The organism is Haloglycomyces albus DSM 45210, from assembly GCF_000527155.1.
In the GTDB taxonomy this organism is placed as follows: domain Bacteria; phylum Actinomycetota; class Actinomycetes; order Mycobacteriales; family Micromonosporaceae; genus Haloglycomyces; species Haloglycomyces albus.
Window position 1 is genome coordinate 666,596 of sequence record NZ_AZUQ01000001.1, and the last position, 17,695, is coordinate 684,290.

Below are 17,695 nucleotides of genomic sequence, written 5' to 3' on the forward strand. Positions count from 1 at the left end.
AATAAAGCTTCGGTTAATTCTATATTCCTCGATCCACTCACCGCTTTCAACGGCTTCACGCGTCCCGCAAAGCAACCGCAGGCTCAGTACGAGCCGCACGCCAAGCAGGCATGATTCCCGCCAACAGACCGGTCCCGATTCCCAGCACCACACCGCTCAACGGCAACCACCAAGGAGCAACCGGCGTCCACTCGTTCAACGCCGATACCGTAACGATCGTCAGAACACCACCCGCCATCCCGAACAAGCCGCCCAGCAGACCAACCATGCCCGATTCCATAAGAAACTGAACGGCAATATGCCGACGGGCCGCGCCAACCGCACGCCGCAGACCGATCTCTCCTCTCCGCTCCAAAACCGACACCAAAGTGGTATTCATAATCCCGACCGCTCCAGCCAGCAGAGACACTCCACCCAATACCAAGAACAACAACTGAGTATCGGAATCGACCGCCTGACGAACCCCCTGAGGCGGAGGAGTGTATTCCGCTTGGATCAAGGCAGGATCATTCGGGCTCAGCGCGAGAGGCGTCTGTTCGGCGACCACCTCCGAAGCACCCGAATCCGTAGCGATCTGGATTCGGCTCGGGTGCTTGGCACCGAAATTCGCGGCGGCGGTTTTCCCGGGAATGATCACCGATTCCAGCAAGTCCGGTTGCGCGGGCGCCGACGATACGATACCCACCACGGAATACGGTGTCCCCTCAATAAACACCACCGATTGAATCGAGATATCAGCGATATTCAACGCACCCGCGGTGGAAGATCCCAACACCGCCACGCGGTCGGCGCGCTCGCTGTGCCCTACATCGAACCACCTACCCTGCCCCATAACGGCATCGACCGCCGCGGCCAGTCCTGGGGAACCGGCCACCAAGGTCGGAGGAGCCTCAGTCGCCGCAACGGGATCGGTGATCTCAATAGCGGAAATGTCAAAGTTAGTGCCGATTTCAGTACGCGCCCCAGCAGCCTTCACTCCGTTGAGCACAGTGAGGTTTTCCTCCGCTTCCCAATCCATCGCCTCCTTCGAGCTGGAAATCCCGTCCGCTGCGGTGGCCGTCACCTGATTGACGGACAGACCATCGAGGCGGGAAAGGATCTGTGCCCCGGCGGTGGAGGAAATCCCAGACACCGCGATGAGGGTGCCAACGCCAAGTACGGCACCCAAAGCGGTCAAGATGGTCCGACTCGGACGCGCCGTCACCGACTTCACCGCTTCCTCGAGAAGAGAAACCCATGTCAACGTCATGCCTGTGACACCGCGACCCGATCATCAACAGTCAACGAACCATCACCGGCGCTCACCTCGACCATCCCTTCGCTGGACAGGCCGAGCTCAACCGTGACATCACGCGCGCCATCACCCGATCCGGCAATGACCCGCACTTTGGTGTCACCGTCCCCACTGGTGTACACGGCGGAAATCGGAACCGCCAGCACCTCCCCATCCGTGCTTCCCACTGGGATCCGCACTCGCACATTGGCACTCGTATCATCACCGAAGGCGGTGGAAGGTTCAACGGTTACCTCCATCGAGTCGGGAGCGTCGGCAAGTGGTTCAATCGCCGAGACCCGACCTTGTAGCTGTGCCCCATTGGTCGAATCCAGCAGTTCAGCTTCATCGCCTTCGCTGAGGAGGTCCGCTTCGCCAGCCGTCACGTGGCTCTCCACCAGTGCCGAAGTGCCCTCCAATACAACAGCTCCCGGTTCGGGTGTCCCTCCAATCCGCGCGGACACCTCCGCCACGACTCTTGGAAGATTGGCAATGCTGACGATTTCACCTCGCGGAACGACGATTCCGGTCTCCGACCGCAATTCGGAAAGTTCGGACTGAGAGTCCTGGAGAGTTTCACGGGCATCGTCGACCTGATCCTGGAGTTCCTGAGTGTCGGGTTCGCCGGTCAGCTCTTCCAAAGCGAGTTCGGCGATTTCCAGGTCGTTACGCGCCTGATCCACCGCATCCGCATCGCCGCTTTCCTGCGCGTCCTCCAAGGCCCGCTCCGCACGAGACACCTCGACCTCAGCCTGTTTGACTTCCAGATCCGACGGCGGCTCCTGTGCTTCCTCCAAGAGCCCCTTAGCGCTTGCCAATTCGTCCTCGGCGGAGGAAACCTTTTCTTCGGCGGCATCAAGCTCGCCGCGCCGATCGTCGGCGGAGGAAACCGGTGCGTACCCTAGATGTTCATATAGCTCGGCTACGGCCGATTCGGTACCCGTATCGTAATGGCCGTCTATTGTTCCAGGGGAATGTCCCAGTGCTTCCAAGGCGGCCTCCAGTTGCGCCACATCGTCACCGTCCATTCCCGGCTCGAGGCTTCGGTAGGTCGGCACCGCTCCTTCGATGAGAAGAATAGGACGACCGGACACCTCCGCGACAATGTCGCCCTCTTCAAGGGTGTCACCGACTTCGGGGGGAGGACCGGTAATGACCGGTGTCCCTTCCATCGTCGATTCGGAGGAAGGGCTCAGATTCAGCTCCACCGCCTGCGCTTGAACGACGTCTCCCCGAGTCGTCACCGCGGATTCGAGGACGACCGATTCGACGGGTGCCGTCACCGTGGAACGTTCGAAATCGTCGCGCTTCGCGTCGCCCGGATCGGCGATCAAGGTGGCACCCGCCCAACCCATTCCGGAAGCGATGACGGACGCTCCGGTGATAATCGCCAGCGATTTAGTTCGTGTCCCTGCCATGATCCGAATCCTTCAGTCCGTAGCTAGTCACCCTGGGCTGCTGCCTTCGCGTCCGCAATGAGCTCGTCGTAGGTGTCGGACACGCCTTCCCAGCATTTCGCGGTGGCCACCGCAGCCTCACGTTCGTACTCCGTAAACTCATCGATGACGGTGGTCGTCGCCTCGGCGTCACCCTCCACCGCGCTCAGCTCTTCCCGCAGCTGATCGCTAAGCCCATAGACAAATTCGTCTATATTTGTAGTTTCCCAGCCGTCATCGGCCATACATGCTGACCAATCAGAATTGATATCAGCAAAGCGAGGGTCGTTGAAAACGTAGTCGGTGAACGTTTCGATCGTGGAAAAGGCCTTTTCGGTTTTCGAGCCGGTCTCTTCCGACATTGTGCGACTGGCCTGTTCCTTGCATCCGTCATCGCCGTCCATGGCCTCCTCCCAAGCCAAGTATTCCGTATCGCTCAGCGAATCCACGTGCTCCTTGTTGGGGTCCGAGGCAGGTTCGTCTTCCCCAGCGGATTCCACCAGACTCTCGACGATTCCAAATCCATCACGACGTGCACGGTCGACCGTAAAATCAATCTCCAAGGGACCGTCGGAGGCGCTGGCCATGCCGCCTGGCATGGCCCCATCCGGTGCAGGGGCCGGAAGCGGTGTGTAGTCAAAGCCTTCTTCATTCATACATTGGGCGATGAGTTCCTCTTCCTGATTCCACTGCTCCACCCGTAGTTCCGTCAGATCGTCAATGGAATACCAATTGTCATCATCCGCCTCCGAAGACGTGCAGCTTGACAGAATCATTGGAACCAGTAGCGCCCCAAGCGGATACAGGATTCGTTTTTTCATTTGTGCAGACCCTCCGTCATCGCACTTCGGTCCTGGGGAGTCCATATACCAAGGTGTGGGAGGCAATGGCTTTCATCGCCTCTGGCACAGGAACTTCAAGCGAGGTCGTCTCATAGTCGCGGACAATTCCGTAGGAACAATAAAGCGCCTCAACGGGTTTGCGATAGAGATCGCTCACCCCGAGTGATTGCTCCACGGCACGTTCGAGGTTGCTTCTGTCGACCTCTATCTCTCGGGCCGACAATCGTGACACGATGGTCGTCAAACTACACGCCCGCTTGGCATCGCTTTCATCGTGTGTCATTTCATTAACTTGCGCCAATGCAGTTTGTGTCCGTTCCCGCAGTTCGTCGTGCGAACATTCAAAGGGGATTCCAAGCACGATGCCTCGGTCAATCTTCCACGCGGAATCCTGTTCGGACCAGGACTCCACATTGCAGGACAGTGAAGACGGAAAGTCGGCCTTGGCAATACGATCGTCAAAATCGTTGATCCGGTAATCCAATGTCACACCAATGGTCTTTAGTGCAGCATGGTCGACGAGGTCCATTTCGACGGAGTCATCGTCGATAAGGTGGTCGACGTACGACTTTATAACGTCGACCTGCGGTTCCGTCAGCACCGATTCATGGTGTCGGTGTGCCAGTACCAATGCTTCGGCACTCGTAATCCCAAACGGCCCCAACTCAATGAACGCCTCTAGACTGATTTTCGAATCAAATCGATCCCTATAACGCTCAAACTCGATTTCCGCCAGAACGCCCTCGGTATGCTTTCCAGCTACCACCGTGGCGATCGCACCGTAGATCACCTGGAATTCCTGATTACTGCGGTTCAACAGCAAGGTATTCCCCGCCGGAAGATCCACTTCTTCGAGGGCACTCGGGGACACAGACGGTTCCACGTTTTGCGATCCTTCAGTACACCCCGCGACCAACAGCAGAAAACCGACGAACATCGCCAACATTGAACGGCTCAATGACGAACCTCTTCCCAACCAAAGGGTGATCCCTGGTCAATAGGAATCACCCGGTACACAATCCGTTATCCAGAACGCTTAATAGGCAACTGCGGTATGAACCACGTCCATACCATTGAAACGGTGTGTAGCCGTTGTCGACGCGTACCTAAACCACGCACTGGTAGCCGAGGTAACCTTGCAGACCGTGCCGCCAAAGGAGGTCGCAGCATAATAGGACGACCGCACCATTCCTTGGTATTTACAACCTGTACTCACGACGCTAAAGCTAGCGTGGCCTCCAGTGCTAAAGCTTCCGGTTGTTTTTCCAAATGAAACTCGTGAGTCCAGGCGAGTGCGACTCGATCCGTAAGCCTTGGAGTACAGCCTAACGTCGGTGGCTTTACGTGTGATCGTCCAAAAACCACGATCAGTCACGTGCCGGCCAGAAAACGAAGTATATCCGCCATAGTAGCTATAGCTCCAGGAATCGGAGTCGAAGAGATATTCGGTTTCGGCTTGAGCCGAAGCAGGTACGAAACTGAAAACGAGCGCTGTAGCGAGCGCCATCATGAGTAGAATCCGCGATGGGCGACGCAGACTCGAAGCGAAAGTAGAGTTCACAACTTTCCTTCCTTTGTCATCGGGCTATCCGCACCAACAGGCTACCTATCGGTACGTTTGCATTGTGCGTTCGAATGCTAATGACACCATTGGATTAGGGTCAATAGATCATGGCAGGGTTACGCCAATTTCTTTTGGAATACATGGCGCCAAGGGGGCAAATCCCATAAATAGAAATTTATGTAGTATCTTTTGACGCAAAATCGTCGATCCGTTGAACGAGGCTGCCCGATGAAGATCTGCATTTGCCCTGACCACAGAAAATGCCTTCGCATCAGACGCTATTGCGTATCACATGACGAGGAAGTCCTACTGTGGAAGCTTGCCAATGGGAAAACCACGGAGGACATATCCGATTCCCTGGGCCTGAGCATGCGAACGGTTCATCGCCGCATACGCTCGCTCTGCCAGAGAGCAAGATGTTGCAATAAGTTTCAATTGGTTTTCAAGTATGGAATGGCGGTGGCAGAAGCAAGACATAATGCCGCGCTACGGTCCATGCATAAAGCACAGTGCTTATCAATCCATACGAAAGCCGGTACGGGCCGAAATGAACGGACTTGCCCGTCCTCGTGTCCCCTACCGGCATAATTTAATGGCCGGATAACAAACTGCCAACGCTCGTTTCCTGCAATTATTAACAAACTCGGTATTTATTTACGTGTGTACTAGGTACGCAATTCGGACATTCATCCGTAGACGATAAAAATGATTCACATAGGTTTCTTAACTGGACATTCTGTCAAACCGCTCATCAACTATCGTGCCTTTCAAGAAATCCCTCAATCCGTCCGTCCCCATAACCGCACGAAAAGGGCCGTTCGCCACGGACCGGGCTAGCACGGTGACCGTAGAAGTGCACAGTTCTCCCGGTCTCACTCCGGCACGGCAACAGCAACCACCCTGTCAACTACATTCGCCTGAATTCGGTTGGCTCACACCTGAGCCGAACCGTAATTCCGGCGCGTTGCAAACATTTTCACCGTGGGTTTAGCGACTCGGTATCACTGACCCCCTTCACGAAGCCGATAAAGTCCACCGCCTCGCGTACCGAATGGAGGTCGGAGTAATGCCGTTCGTCTTCATCCGGATCGTAGATCCCGGCGATGATTCGTACTTTGGTTTCCTGGTCCGGCCAGGTGCCGCCTGCGCCGTCTCGGACGTCGAGTAGTACCTCATCGACACCGCTGTCCAGCAGATCTCGTTCCAGACTACCCAAGCGCGCCGGCGGTACCTCCATACCGTCACGGATCGCTCCCCCGCCAAAGGCGAAAAGTACCGACAGGTACCGCTCTCCCAAGCGATCACGTAGTACCTGACCGGCGGTGGGAAATTTCGTACCCGGTTGGACCGCCGCCTCTAGGTCGGGTACCGATCCGGTCATCGCGAATCCGTCGAAATAGACCACCTTCTCCCCGAATTCCTCCAGAGCGCCCACGACTCGATCGGCGATCCGCCGACCCATGTCGACCAGGTCGATTCCACCGGCAACGGATTGACCGTGATAGTCCAGGATGTCGGTGGCTTTGGCGACGGCCTCCCGCAGCCCCGGAGCGTTGTCCAACTGCTGGATGGTATCCAGGGCTTCCTGAGCGATTTCGGAGAACGGTCGGCCCGGGTGTATTCCCTCGTGAATCTGAATGTGTTCGTTGATCTCATGCGCGGTCCGAATCGTGGCGTACAGCCGATCCACTTCCGATGCCGTCTCTGTGTCGATGTCGGCCACCAGGTGGAGAAGGTCGTCGTAGTCGCGAGGTTCCACCTGCCGCGGTGCGTTGCCGACAATACGCACGGGAACGTCGGGGTTCGACTCATTGAACGTGCGAATCCAACGGATCAGATTCTCCGTCTCTCGCGTTCGGTTGGGCAACCAGCCCGATAGGACGATGTCCCGCAGATCCAGGCGTTTTCCGCTCACGTACTCGTCCATCTTGTCGGCCACATTCGCACTGTCGGGTATGACGACGACCCGGTAACCCGCGTGCTCTACAAGTTCCCGCACCAGGCGCGTCCGGTACGCATCGATCTCGGCGGATTCGCGGGTCGTTTCCCCTACTCCGACTATCTCGGACTCCCGTGCCGCGGCCATGATCGGGCTGAGGTCTCCCAAGGGGTGAGTGTGAGCGTTGATCCACGTGTGCGTTGCACTCATTCCGGTCTCCTAATTCCATCGGCGAATGAAGTGCTTACGAGGCTATGTCCATCATGACTTGATCGGCATCCGTCAAATGACTGTTCCGTACGACGTGCATTACTCCGGACATTCGGCGGTCGGCGACCGGTTGACGTCGGGGATCAAAATATCGCTGTGATCACAGTACCGTTATTTAGGTTGTGCACAATTAAATTGTGTGCAACCATATTAAGCATGGATGACAACCTACTCCTTCGCGACCAGGTCTGTTTCGCGCTGTACTCGGCGTCTCGGGCCGTGACCTCGACCTACCGCCCATTGCTGGACAAGCACGGCTTGACCTACCCCCAGTACTTGGTCCTGCTGGCGTTGTGGGAAACCGACGGGCGCACCGTCACCGACCTCGGCTCCGCCTTGCGGCTCGATTCGGGCACGTTGTCACCGCTCCTCAAACGGCTGGAAGCGATCGACTTGATCGAAAAGCGCCGGGCCGCAGCGGACGAGCGGAGGGTGGCCGTACATCTCACCTCGAAAGGAAGCGACCTGCGCGAGGAAATGCGTTGCATCCCCAGTCAAGTCGCGGGGGCCTCCGGTCTCTCGACCCGAGAGCTCACCGACTTGAAGAACGTCCTCAATCAGATCACTGAGGAAATCAACCGCACAGAAAAGGAAACCTCATGAACGTTGTATACGAAACCACCTCCACCGCAACCGGAGGAGGACGGGACGGCCGTGTCACCACCGATCAGGGATTGGAATTGGACCTAGCCGTCCCGAAGGAGATGGGTGGCAGCGGCGGCGCAACGAACCCCGAACAGCTCTTTGCTTCCGGCTTTGCGGCCTGCTTTCACAGCGCCCTGCAACTCGTAGCGCGCACGACCAAGACCGACCTCGGGGAGTCGGCGGTCAACGCGACTGTAGGTATCGGGAAGCAGGGACAGGGATTCGGCCTAACCGTAGCCCTGGAGGTGTCGGCTTCCCAGGTTGACAAAGCAGCTCTGGAGGATCTCGCCGCCAAAGCGCACGAGGTATGCCCCTACAGCAATGCGACCCGAGGAAACATCGACGTCACTGTTTCGGTGGCGTAATCGCTAGAGGCGATTGCGGTTGAGGTTGACCATGTCGGTCGATCCTCAACCGTTCGACACGATTCCGTACCGGCGACCAACGCATAGAAGTCATGATGTGCCTCACTACGACTTGAGTTCAAGTAAGCTTGAACTCTGATACTTGAGGACATGCCCTCGTATCACTTTGTAGTTCCCCGGCTTTCCTCCCCCGCAACTGGATCGGATGCGCTTCACCTCCTAAAGAGCGAGGTGTCGCATGTCGACCGATGAACAAACCGAAACGCATTCGCCGTGGACCGACCGGCGATTTCAAATCTTCGGGATCGGCAACCTCCTCAAGAACATCGGCAACGCCACGTATTCGGTCACCATGCCGCTCTTGGCGTACGACCTCACCGAGTCTTTGGCGGTCATGTCCGTATTCGCGTTGTTGCTCCCATTGTTTTCCTTGCTAGGACCGTTCGTCGGGGTCATTGTTGATAATCGGAACGCGTCCACAGTCAGTCTGTTTGGGGCACTGGGCGCTATGGCCGGCGCCATCGGCCTGCTGGTAATCGTCATTATTGAGCCCGCTCCCCTCGTCCTTTGGATATTGGCGTGTGCCCTCATCGGGCAGGCGGCGAACGAGTTCTATAGGACCGGATGGATCGCCGGCGTACCCCGTTTGTTCCCTGAATTTCCAGGACGGGCTCGAGCTGCGTTGAGCAGTCTGTTTATCGCCTCTACCATGATCGGCCCTCTGGTCGTGGCCCTGCTGGTCGTTCCCATCGGGTACGACGGCCTTCTGACGATCCACGCAGTCTCGTGTCTGGCACCGATCGTTGTGTGGTTGAGCGGCACGAGGGTTCGTGACAATGATCAACCGTCCTCGCGCCGCCGTATTCGTTTCTGGGCAGATCTCCATGATGGATGGCAAGTCGTCCGAAACGAAAAACGAGTTCTCCTCCTCAATATCTGCCTGCTTCCACTGCTTTTGGGCACTGGAGCCGGGATGGGAACGTTTATGGTCTGGTTCCTACGGGACGTCTGGCTTCTCTCGGACAGTCATACGAGTTACATTCAAACCGGAGTTCAGGTCGCCGCGTTGTTGGGAAGCTTTATCGTTGCGGCCCTTTCGTGACTACGACCCATATTCGTCATCGTTCTCTGCGGGACGATAATAGGTATGACACTGCTCGGTCGCCTCACTCCGTCCCTGGAGTGGTTTGTCATCTTCTACCTGCTTGCGGCATTTGCCGGTTCCATCATAGCCGTACTGCTGAGCACCATGACTACCAAATACCTTCCGGCGGACGTCCTGGGCAGAGCCGAGGGCATTCTGGACGTGATGACCGGGATTCCCCGCATTGTCGGACCGCTCGCCATCCCGCTGCTGGCAGACGCTTACGGCCCGGAAGCCGTATTGATCGCAATGGCCGCTTCGGTCGTCGTCTCAATTCTTTTCCTGTGTTCGCAGCGTCGAACATTGGCCTCTCCCGGGTAGTTCACCCCCGACCCCTCGCGACGAGGAATCATCGTCCCAGGACATGACCGTCTTCGAGACCGGGCGCGTGCATGAATTACGTGGATGACGAACGGAGGTGAGAGCTTGGGGCGCATGTCGAGTGTGGGCGTATGTTGAAGGTATCCGAAATCGTCATACTGCCGCCGGGAAAGTTGGTCCTACCTTGGTTACCGCATCATCGACATTGAAACGGATTCGTTTCTGGATCGGAATCTTCATCGTGTGCCTGCTCTTGAGCGGTATCACGGCCTTTCCGTTGACCAGTGAGCTTGTGTGGGTGAGCGCGGCATTGGATTCGTGGCTCGCACCGGTGGCGGATATGATTCCCGCCTTGGAAAGTTGGATTGACCGCGTCGCCGCTGCTCTGCGGGACGTGAGTGAGCGGTACCCGTTCCTCCACTATGGCACCGACTGGTTGGCGTTTGCGCACATAGTGATTGCGGTGGCGTTCTATGGTCCGTTCCAGGATCCGGTTCGCAACAAATGGGTCATCGATTGGGGTTTGATCGCTTGTGTCGGCATCATTCCTTTGGCTCTCATCGCCGGACCGCTTCGTGAGATTCCGTGGGGTTGGATGCTGTTCGACATCTCGTTCGGAGTCATAGGCGCGATTCCATTGCTATACATACGCCATCTGATCGGGAGATTGGAAAGGACGACGCAGGAGTCATAACCTGGCTCCTTCCGTCAATCGGGTGTGCGTGCCGCATTCCAGACCCTGACGGCACGGACAACGATAAAAACTGCGCCCCAATACCAAAACCATTGCGATTCCAACGACGTAGGGGATTAGCTCGTCACGAACTTTCGGAACGAAGTGATACCTCTGGCGCCTTGGCGGCCTTCAAATAAGCCTCCCCGGCTCTTCTACCCGAGGTGTACCACCAGATGACACCGCACAGGGCGGCCATCACTCCGGCTATGATTCCCACCCATACCAAACTGACGATCGCCAGCGCGGCACCCAAGGCCGCCAAGGAGACCCGGGCCATGGCGTTGTATGTGGTGATATGAAGCGAAGTCACACGCCCCCGATATTCCGGTGGCACCGTCTCCAGAAGGATAGTGGTGTCCAAAGCGATGATGAAGCCTCCGACAAACCGCATGAGCACTAGGAACGCAACGGCAAGATACAGGTTGGGAGCCAGGAAGAAGGCAGCCCACAGGAGCCCTTGCAGTACATAGCAGAGCGCCCATACGGGAAGATGACGTTGGCGGGGAAGCCTTCCGGCCAACAGGGTAGCGATAATGACCGCCAATCCGTCGCCAGTGAACACGGCAGCAACGGTGAGCGAGTCCCCGTTGAAGTTCTCAATGATGTGGCCGTTCACCAATACGGTATAGCCTCCGCCAATAAGGCCCCAGGCCATGCCGATCCAAATCACGGAACGCGCCAGGGGAAAGCGTTGAGTTGCTCCCAGACCGTCTCGAAGCCCCGCAATGAAGTCACTGACATGCCGTCGTACCGCTATAGGTCCGTCTTGTGAGCTCGTGTCGGCAGCAGGTGGAATGACGTCTACTCGCAGCAATTGCATAAGAGCCATGCCGAGCAGTCCCGTCACCGCGAATATCGACACCGTCGACGACCACAGGGAGACGACACCCGCTCCGATTGCTCCTACGATGACCATGGCGCCGTTCAGTGTTCCAATGGCGGCATTGGCCTTCTGCCGCATTTCGGGCTCAATGAGAGTGTAGAGCCACTGCTGGCGGGAAGGCGCCCAGAACGACAGGGCCATGCCCTGCACAGCGAACGTCACGGCCAAGGCGACCAGACTGTCGAGATTCACCGCCAGCGCCATACCCACTACCGCGCAGAGCTGAACCGCAACTCCCGTCCGAGCCAGGCGGTGAACCTTGAACCTGTCGGCGGCCAAACCCGCGAACGGCATCAGAAAGAGAGTCGGCAAAGTGCCGACCAGTAGCAAGGTTGCGAGCGCCGAGGTCCCGGCCGTCGCCACGACGTGTAGCGCGACGGTGATCTGCAGCATCCACATTGCTGCCGAGATGCATGCTCCGGCGTACCACAGGCATCGGGCGTTTTTGTTCGTGAACCAGGTCGTACCGGTGTTCTTGTCAGGCACCGATGTTCCTTTCCACTAGGGGGATCGCTTAGGAGCGCTGATGGGAGCGGTCGAGGCGCGAGACGCGCTTGTCCGAGGAGGACCACATGTCGTCATGGCCATGGCGCGATGGGTGCCGTGTTATTGCGAGGCTCTTCCCCGCGCTGATGCACATTCGGTTGTGAGCGGTAGACGTGCCGCTGGAGGGACGGTCGCCGCCCTAGCGGATTGAGGTGAGGTGCGCCTACCAACGAAAAAACCTCCGCAGCGGCTTGCTGCGGAGGTCCTTATCGCGCCCCCGGCAGGATTCGAACCTGCGCACCCGGTTCCGGAGACCGGTGCTCTATCCCCTGAGCTACGGGGGCGTGCTCGTAATGTCGAACGTCCGCAATCTTAGCAGCCACCACTCAGCACCGAGGACAGGACCCCTGTATCCAATCCCACACTCCCCGATCGATTCGACGGACCCCCGATTCGGAGTGAAATTGCGTCGCACCATGGCTCTAGTCTTGGCCGTCCGTCTCGGTAACAGAAGCCGCTGGAGGCATCGTCTACAGCGGTTTTACCGTTCCTTCGAGCGCGCAAATATGGGACAAACACAATATCTTGGGTCCCAATCATGATTGATACACAACATGTATGATCGCTTCCGGTCGGGATTTTGCCGACCCTCAGCTGTCTTACTCCATTCAGGAGAAGTCACACCGGGACTTTCATACCTTGAGGAGACCTCGATGTTCAGCGCATCCACCAGTTCGCCCACAGCGCCCACTCAACCCGCTGCCGCGCCCGAGCACCATCAGTCCAGGAATCCCGACCACGATCGCCTACTCGAATCGGTCATCGCTCACGTCCGCTTGCATGCCGAGGGGCTCCCCGACGCTCTTGACGTCGACCTGGTCACCGATGCCCTCGCCACCGGCATGTGGCCCGCCGCCACCGAGGGTGACCTGCGTCGGAGAGCGGTCGCCATCGCTGCCGACCTCGTCGCCAGGGAACCGAGTTTCTCCAAGTTGGCCGCCCGCCTGTTGGGGACCGAGATCGCGCTGGAGACGGCGTCCGAAGGCGTGAGTTCGTTTACGTCCGCCGTTAAGACCGCCTATGACCTGGGTTTGGTGAATGCGGACTTGGCCGGGTTCGTCGCCCGGCACGGCTCACGGCTGGACGGCCTCATCGACGACGACGCTGACGACCGCTTTGAATTTTTCGGTTTGCGGACGGTTTACGACCGGTATCTACTCCGCCATCCGGATAGTCGCGCGGTCTTGGAGCGTCCGCAGTTTTTCTTCATGCGAGTCGCGTGCGGCCTGTCCCGAACTCCGGAGGAGGCCGGGGAATTGTACTCCCTCATGAGCTCTCTGGCCTATCTGCCGTCGTCTCCTACCCTGTTCAATTCCGGAACCCAACGGACGCAGTTGTCGTCGTGTTTCCTATTGGACTCGCCAGTGGACTCACTCGAATCGATCTACGAAAGATACGCTCAGGTGGCGCGACTGTCCAAGTACGCGGGAGGCATAGGGATCTCGTGGTCACGGGTACGCTCGCGCGGTTCGCTGATTCGAGGCACGAACGGGCACTCCAATGGGATCGTTCCATGGTTGCGAACGCTGGATTCCTCTGTGGCGGCGGTAAATCAAGGCGGACGCCGCAAGGGAGCCGCGTGCGTTTACCTGGCGACCTGGCATGCGGACGTGGAGGAGTTTCTGGAACTGCGTGACAATACCGGCTCCGATGATCGCCGCACCCACAACCTGAACTTGGCCAATTGGGTACCCGACGAGTTCATGCGGCGAGTGGAGGCCGACGAGGCATGGTCACTGTTCGACCCCAAAGACGTCGGCGAGCTCAACGACCTGTGGGGCGAGGAATTCGACGCCGCTTACCGCGATGCGGAGAATGCCGGTCAAGCCGTCAAAACCGTCCCGGCTCGGGAGCTGTACGGGCGCATGATGCGAACCCTGGCGCAGACGGGAAACGGGTGGATGACCTTCTCCGACACCGCCAATCGGACCTCGAACCAGACGGCACGACCGGGCAACGTCATTCACCTGTCGAACCTGTGCACCGAGATCCTCGAGGTGACCTCCGACGCCGAAACCGCCGTCTGCAACCTCGGGTCGATCAACCTGGCCGAGCACTGCACCGCCGACGGCTTTGACTTCACCCGCCTGGAACGCACCGTGCGGACCGCCATGACCTTTCTGGACCGGACCATCGACCTGTCGTACTACCCCACCGACGAGGCCAAGGGAGCCAATCAACGTTGGCGCCCGGTGGGCCTGGGATGCATGGGGCTGGCCGACGTCTTCTTCCGCCTCAAACTTGATTTCGACTCCGAAGAGGCACAACGGCTCTCCACTCGGATCGCCGAACGTATCGCGTTGGTGGCCTGGGAACGCTCCGCCGAGTTGGCCGCGGAATTCGGCGCACATCCGTCGTTTTCCGACACCCGAGCGGCCGACGGGGTTCTGCATCCGGACCACTACGATGCCGAGGTGACGCTCCCCGAACGTTGGGAGGCCCTGCGGCGCGCCATCGCCGCCCATGGCCTGCGCAATTCGCTGTCGATCGCCGTGGCGCCGACCGCCACGATCGCTTCGATCGCCGGTTGCGCGGAATGCATTGAACCGGTGGTTTCCAATGTCTTCAAACGCGAAACGCTGTCGGGAGAGTTCCTTCAGGTCAATCGACACCTGGTAGAGGAATTGAAGGCCCTGGACCTATGGACCGAGCCGATACGCCGGTCCATCATCGTCGCCGAAGGTTCCGTGCAGGACATCGACGAGATTCCAGCGGATATACGACGGCGTTACCGCACTGCCTGGGAGCTGCCACAGCGAGCGCTCATCGATCTGGCCGCAGCACGAACGCCTTTCATCGACCAGGCGCAGTCGCTGAATCTTTTCCTGTCGACTCCCACGATCGGCAAACTGTCGTCGATGTACCGCTATGCCTGGAAAAAGGGGCTCAAAACCACCTACTACCTTCGGTCGCGACCGGCGACCCGTATACAGCAAACGACCGTGTCGGCTCGGTCGGAAACCAGTGATGAGGCCTGTTCCCTGGAAAATCCCGAGAGCTGCGAAGCCTGTCAGTAATAAGACGGAGGACTCCCGGCTCCGTACCTGAAGCGCGCTGGCCGCCGCTTCAGACCGGGGTGGGTTCGACAACTCGAATCCACCCCGTTTCACATTCGTCTCTCGATTCTCGATGTCACCTGCGTTAAAGGAGTACTCATGCTGTTGGACCCTGGAATGAACCTTACTTTGCGCCCGATGAAGTACCCGGATTTCTACGAACAATACCGGGCGGCGATTCGTAATACCTGGACTGTTGAAGAGGTCGATTTGGCTTCGGACCTCACCGATCTGGCGAGCTTCAGTGATCAGGAACGACACTTGATCCACCGCTTGGTCGCCTTCTTCGCCACCGGCGACACCATCGTGGCCAATAACCTGGTCCTCAACCTTTATCAGCACGTCAATTCGCCCGAAGGTCGCCTTTACTTGTCTCGGCAGCTCTTTGAAGAGGCCGTCCACGTGCAGTTTTATCTGACTCTATTGGACACTTACCTGCCGGACCCCGACGATCGTGCCGAAGCGTTCGCGGCTGTGGACAATATTCCCTCCATCAAGTACAAGGCCGACTTCTGTTTTAAGTGGAGCGATTCGGTTTTCGAACTCCGCGAGTTGAATTCGGTGGACGACCGGCGCGCCTTCCTGCTCAATCTCATCTGCTTTGCCGCCTGTATCGAGGGCCTGTTCTTCTACGGGGCTTTCGCCTACGTCTACTGGCTGCGGTCACACGGCCTGCTGGACGGTTTGGCCACGGGTACGAACTGGGTGTTTCGCGACGAATCCTGTCACATGAGGTTCGCCTTCAGCGTCGTCGACGTCGTGCGCGAGGAGGAACCGGAACTGTTCGACGAGGCGATGCGGCGGCAGGTCACCGAAATGATGGAAGAGGCCGTGGAAGCGGAACTGCGGTTCGCCGAGGATCTGATCGGTGAGGGAATGCCCGGAATGACCGTGCCGGACATGAAGGCCTACCTGGAGTATGTGGCCGATCAGCGTCTCGAACGGCTGGGCATGGACAAGAGGTTCGGTTCAGACAACCCCTTCGGTTTTATGGCCCTGCAGGATGTCCAGGAGCTGACGAACTTCTTCGAACGCCGCGCGACCGCGTACCAAACGGCCGTCGAAGGGCATGTTGACCTCGACGAGGACTTTTAAGGCGGTGGGGAGACGGTCAAGACCGCCTCCCCACCGGTAGGCCTATTCGGCGGCGACCGTTTCCTTGGTTTCGGGTGTCAGGTCGACCTCGGGCTTCTGTCCGAGGAAGCTGCCACCCAAGATCGCGAGGACGGCGACGACCAGACCCGGAACGATCGAATACAGGTCGTATGGACTTCCGAGACTCTCCCAGACGATCACGGTGGCCGCACCGCCGATCATTCCGGCGAACGCGCCCACCCAGGTCATGTTGCGCCAGTACAGGCTGGCGACGATGACCGGACCGAAGGCCGCACCGAATCCGGCCCAGGCGTAGGAGACGATTTCGAGAACCGAATCGTTGTTCCACAACGTCAGGATGTACGCCACCAGAGCGACTCCGATGACGGCCGCACGACCGACCCACAGCAAGTGCGAATCGCCGGCGTCGCGTTTGAAGTAGCGGCGGTAGAAGTCCTCGGTTACCGCAGTGGACGACACCAGCAGTTGGCTGTCGGCCGTCGACATCACCGCGGCCAGTACGGCGGCGAGAATGATGCCGGAGATCCAGGGTGCCCAGGAGTTGAAGATGTCGGTCGTCAGCGCGACGAACACCATTTCCGAATCGGCGAGCTGTTCATCGAAGTAGACGATACCGGCGAGCCCGACCATCACGGCGAAGGCGAGGCTGAGAACGATCCACGTGGTACCGATCCGGCGGGCGGTGGGAACGTGTGCGGCGGACTTGATGCCCATGAAACGCGCCAGAATGTGGGGCTGCCCGAAGTAACCGAAGCCCCAGGCGGCCAGGCTGACGATTCCGATGAAACCGAGGGTGCCGGAGGAGGAGATCCAATCGCCGCTGGACATCTCCACTTCCTTGCGAGCGTTGAGGATGTCGGGGTTGATCAGCTGCAGGTCCGAGAAGAAGTCACCGAAACCGCCGGTTTGCCACACGACGATGAGTGGGACTACCAGGAGAGCGAAGAACATCAACGTACCCTGCAGGGCGTCGGTGAGTGATACGGCCAGGAAACCGCCCAGGAAGGTGTAGACGATGATGACCACGACCGACACGGCGATGGCGACCTTGGGTTCGACTCCGAAAATGCTGTTGAACAGCTTTCCTCCGGCAACGAGCCCACTGGCCACGTAAACGGTGAAGAACACCAGGATCACGGCGGCCGACACCAGGCGCAGCAAGGTCGTGCGGTCTTGGAAACGGCTTTCAAAATAGGCCGAGAGGCTCACGGCGTTACCGGCCCGCTCGGTAAAGGTCCGCAGTCGTCCGGCCACGATCAGCCAGTTGAGATAGGAGCCGAGCGCCAAACCGCCCGCCATCCAGATGGAGCCGATGCCCGAGGCGTACACGGCACCGGGCAGACCCATCAACAGCCATGCCGACATGTCGGACGCCTGGGCCGACAGGGCGGCGGTCGGCGCGTTGAGGCGACGCCCACCGATGGCGAAGTCGCTCAGGCTTGAGGTGCGGCGATACAGCCAGGCACCAATGGCAATCATTCCGACCAAGTAGACGACGAACGTCGCCAAGATCGGTACTGACAGTTCAAACATCTTTGTCCCCACAGTTTTCGGGCAAT

Annotated in this window: 15 protein-coding genes and 1 tRNA gene; 8 read left to right on the plus strand and 8 right to left on the minus strand. The window is 58.5% G+C overall.

The genetic code is table 11. The features are described from left to right. Positions 1-55: 55 nt before the first annotated feature. Genes HALAL_RS0103260 through HALAL_RS0103275 form a run of 4 tightly spaced genes read right to left on the minus strand, consistent with a single transcriptional unit; the run spans position 56 to position 4,434 of the window. Positions 56-1,249 (minus strand): ABC transporter permease, encoded by a 1,194-nt coding sequence (locus HALAL_RS0103260; RefSeq protein WP_025272630.1) that lies wholly within the window; start codon positions 1,247-1,249, stop codon positions 56-58. Further along, complete coding sequence (locus HALAL_RS0103265) at positions 1,246-2,691, minus strand: peptidoglycan-binding protein (protein ID WP_025272631.1); 1,446 nt, start codon at positions 2,689-2,691, stop codon at positions 1,246-1,248. The genes HALAL_RS0103260 and HALAL_RS0103265 overlap by 4 nt, the downstream gene beginning before the upstream one ends. Before the next feature lie 23 nt (positions 2,692-2,714). Then, a complete protein-coding gene (locus tag HALAL_RS0103270) occupies positions 2,715-3,530 on the minus strand; it encodes a DUF1330 domain-containing protein (protein WP_025272632.1) in 816 nt (271 codons plus the stop codon). A gap of 16 nt (positions 3,531-3,546) precedes the next feature. Beyond that, positions 3,547-4,434, minus strand: a complete 888-nt coding sequence (locus HALAL_RS0103275; protein ID WP_156937578.1) for a hypothetical protein — start codon at positions 4,432-4,434, stop codon at positions 3,547-3,549. 909 nt (positions 4,435-5,343) lie between these two features. Here HALAL_RS0103275 and HALAL_RS19435 point away from each other — a divergent pair. Next, entirely contained in the window at positions 5,344-5,703 is a 360-nt protein-coding gene (locus tag HALAL_RS19435) for a helix-turn-helix transcriptional regulator (RefSeq protein WP_084471839.1), read from the plus strand. Between the two features lie 388 nt (positions 5,704-6,091). Here the strand turns inward: HALAL_RS19435 and HALAL_RS0103280 are convergent, their stop codons facing one another. Next, positions 6,092-7,264, minus strand: a complete 1,173-nt coding sequence (locus HALAL_RS0103280; protein WP_025272634.1) for an erythromycin esterase family protein — start codon at positions 7,262-7,264, stop codon at positions 6,092-6,094. Positions 7,265-7,480: 216 nt separating this feature from the next. Here HALAL_RS0103280 and HALAL_RS0103285 point away from each other — a divergent pair, with 216 nt between their 5' ends. From HALAL_RS0103285 to HALAL_RS0103305, 5 genes are all read left to right on the plus strand, one after another. Continuing rightward, entirely contained in the window at positions 7,481-7,927 is a 447-nt protein-coding gene (locus HALAL_RS0103285) for a MarR family winged helix-turn-helix transcriptional regulator (protein ID WP_025272635.1), read from the plus strand. Further along, a complete protein-coding gene (locus HALAL_RS0103290; protein ID WP_025272636.1) occupies positions 7,924-8,334 on the plus strand; it encodes an organic hydroperoxide resistance protein in 411 nt (136 codons plus the stop codon). The genes HALAL_RS0103285 and HALAL_RS0103290 overlap by 4 nt, the downstream gene beginning before the upstream one ends. Positions 8,335-8,572: 238 nt before the next feature. Next, a complete protein-coding gene (locus HALAL_RS0103295) occupies positions 8,573-9,436 on the plus strand; it encodes an MFS transporter (protein WP_025272637.1) in 864 nt (287 codons plus the stop codon). Between the two features lie 9 nt (positions 9,437-9,445). Further along, on the plus strand, positions 9,446-9,799 hold the full coding sequence (locus HALAL_RS0103300; RefSeq protein ID WP_281171625.1) for an MFS transporter: 354 nt from the start codon (positions 9,446-9,448) through the stop codon (positions 9,797-9,799). 184 nt (positions 9,800-9,983) lie between these two features. After that, positions 9,984-10,493, plus strand: coding sequence for a hypothetical protein (locus tag HALAL_RS0103305; protein WP_169732400.1), 510 nt, complete (start codon positions 9,984-9,986; stop codon positions 10,491-10,493). 124 nt (positions 10,494-10,617) lie between these two features. Here the strand turns inward: HALAL_RS0103305 and HALAL_RS0103310 are convergent, their stop codons facing one another. Together HALAL_RS0103310 and HALAL_RS0103315 are read right to left on the minus strand one after the other, a co-directional pair. Further along, positions 10,618-11,904, minus strand: a complete 1,287-nt coding sequence (locus HALAL_RS0103310; protein ID WP_025272640.1) for an MFS transporter — start codon at positions 11,902-11,904, stop codon at positions 10,618-10,620. Between the two features lie 272 nt (positions 11,905-12,176). Then, positions 12,177-12,248: transfer RNA gene (locus HALAL_RS0103315), tRNA-Arg, on the minus strand. Positions 12,249-12,617: 369 nt separating this feature from the next. Between HALAL_RS0103315 and HALAL_RS0103320 the strand changes: the two genes are divergently transcribed. Both HALAL_RS0103320 and HALAL_RS0103325 read left to right on the plus strand, forming a co-directional pair. Next, a complete protein-coding gene (locus HALAL_RS0103320; protein WP_025272641.1) occupies positions 12,618-14,981 on the plus strand; it encodes a ribonucleoside-diphosphate reductase subunit alpha in 2,364 nt (787 codons plus the stop codon). 138 nt (positions 14,982-15,119) lie between these two features. Beyond that, positions 15,120-16,115 (plus strand): ribonucleotide-diphosphate reductase subunit beta, encoded by a 996-nt coding sequence (locus tag HALAL_RS0103325; protein ID WP_025272642.1) that lies wholly within the window; start codon positions 15,120-15,122, stop codon positions 16,113-16,115. A gap of 42 nt (positions 16,116-16,157) precedes the next feature. On the opposite strand, the gene putP is transcribed toward HALAL_RS0103325, so the two are convergent. Continuing rightward, positions 16,158-17,669 (minus strand): sodium/proline symporter PutP, encoded by a 1,512-nt coding sequence (gene putP / locus HALAL_RS0103330; RefSeq protein WP_025272643.1) that lies wholly within the window; start codon positions 17,667-17,669, stop codon positions 16,158-16,160. Positions 17,670-17,695: the final 26 nt, after the last annotated feature.

What these genes read in the sequence shown, in the direction of transcription:
- HALAL_RS0103290 (WP_025272636.1), top strand. Translation starts at nt 7,924, where the DNA reads ATGAACGTTGTATACGAAACCACCTCCACCGCAACCGGAGGAGGACGG.
- HALAL_RS0103265 (WP_025272631.1), bottom strand. Translation starts at nt 2,691, where the DNA reads ATGGCAGGGACACGAACTAAATCGCTGGCGATTATCACCGGAGCGTCC.
- HALAL_RS0103285 (WP_025272635.1), top strand. Translation starts at nt 7,481, where the DNA reads ATGGATGACAACCTACTCCTTCGCGACCAGGTCTGTTTCGCGCTGTAC.
- HALAL_RS0103320 (WP_025272641.1), top strand. Translation starts at nt 12,618, where the DNA reads ATGTTCAGCGCATCCACCAGTTCGCCCACAGCGCCCACTCAACCCGCT.
- HALAL_RS0103295 (WP_025272637.1), top strand. Translation starts at nt 8,573, where the DNA reads ATGTCGACCGATGAACAAACCGAAACGCATTCGCCGTGGACCGACCGG.
- HALAL_RS0103325 (WP_025272642.1), top strand. Translation starts at nt 15,120, where the DNA reads ATGCTGTTGGACCCTGGAATGAACCTTACTTTGCGCCCGATGAAGTAC.
- HALAL_RS0103260 (WP_025272630.1), bottom strand. Translation starts at nt 1,249, where the DNA reads ATGACGTTGACATGGGTTTCTCTTCTCGAGGAAGCGGTGAAGTCGGTG.
- HALAL_RS0103280 (WP_025272634.1), bottom strand. Translation starts at nt 7,264, where the DNA reads ATGAGTGCAACGCACACGTGGATCAACGCTCACACTCACCCCTTGGGA.
- HALAL_RS0103270 (WP_025272632.1), bottom strand. Translation starts at nt 3,530, where the DNA reads ATGAAAAAACGAATCCTGTATCCGCTTGGGGCGCTACTGGTTCCAATG.
- HALAL_RS19435 (WP_084471839.1), top strand. Translation starts at nt 5,344, where the DNA reads ATGAAGATCTGCATTTGCCCTGACCACAGAAAATGCCTTCGCATCAGA.
- putP (WP_025272643.1), bottom strand. Translation starts at nt 17,669, where the DNA reads ATGTTTGAACTGTCAGTACCGATCTTGGCGACGTTCGTCGTCTACTTG.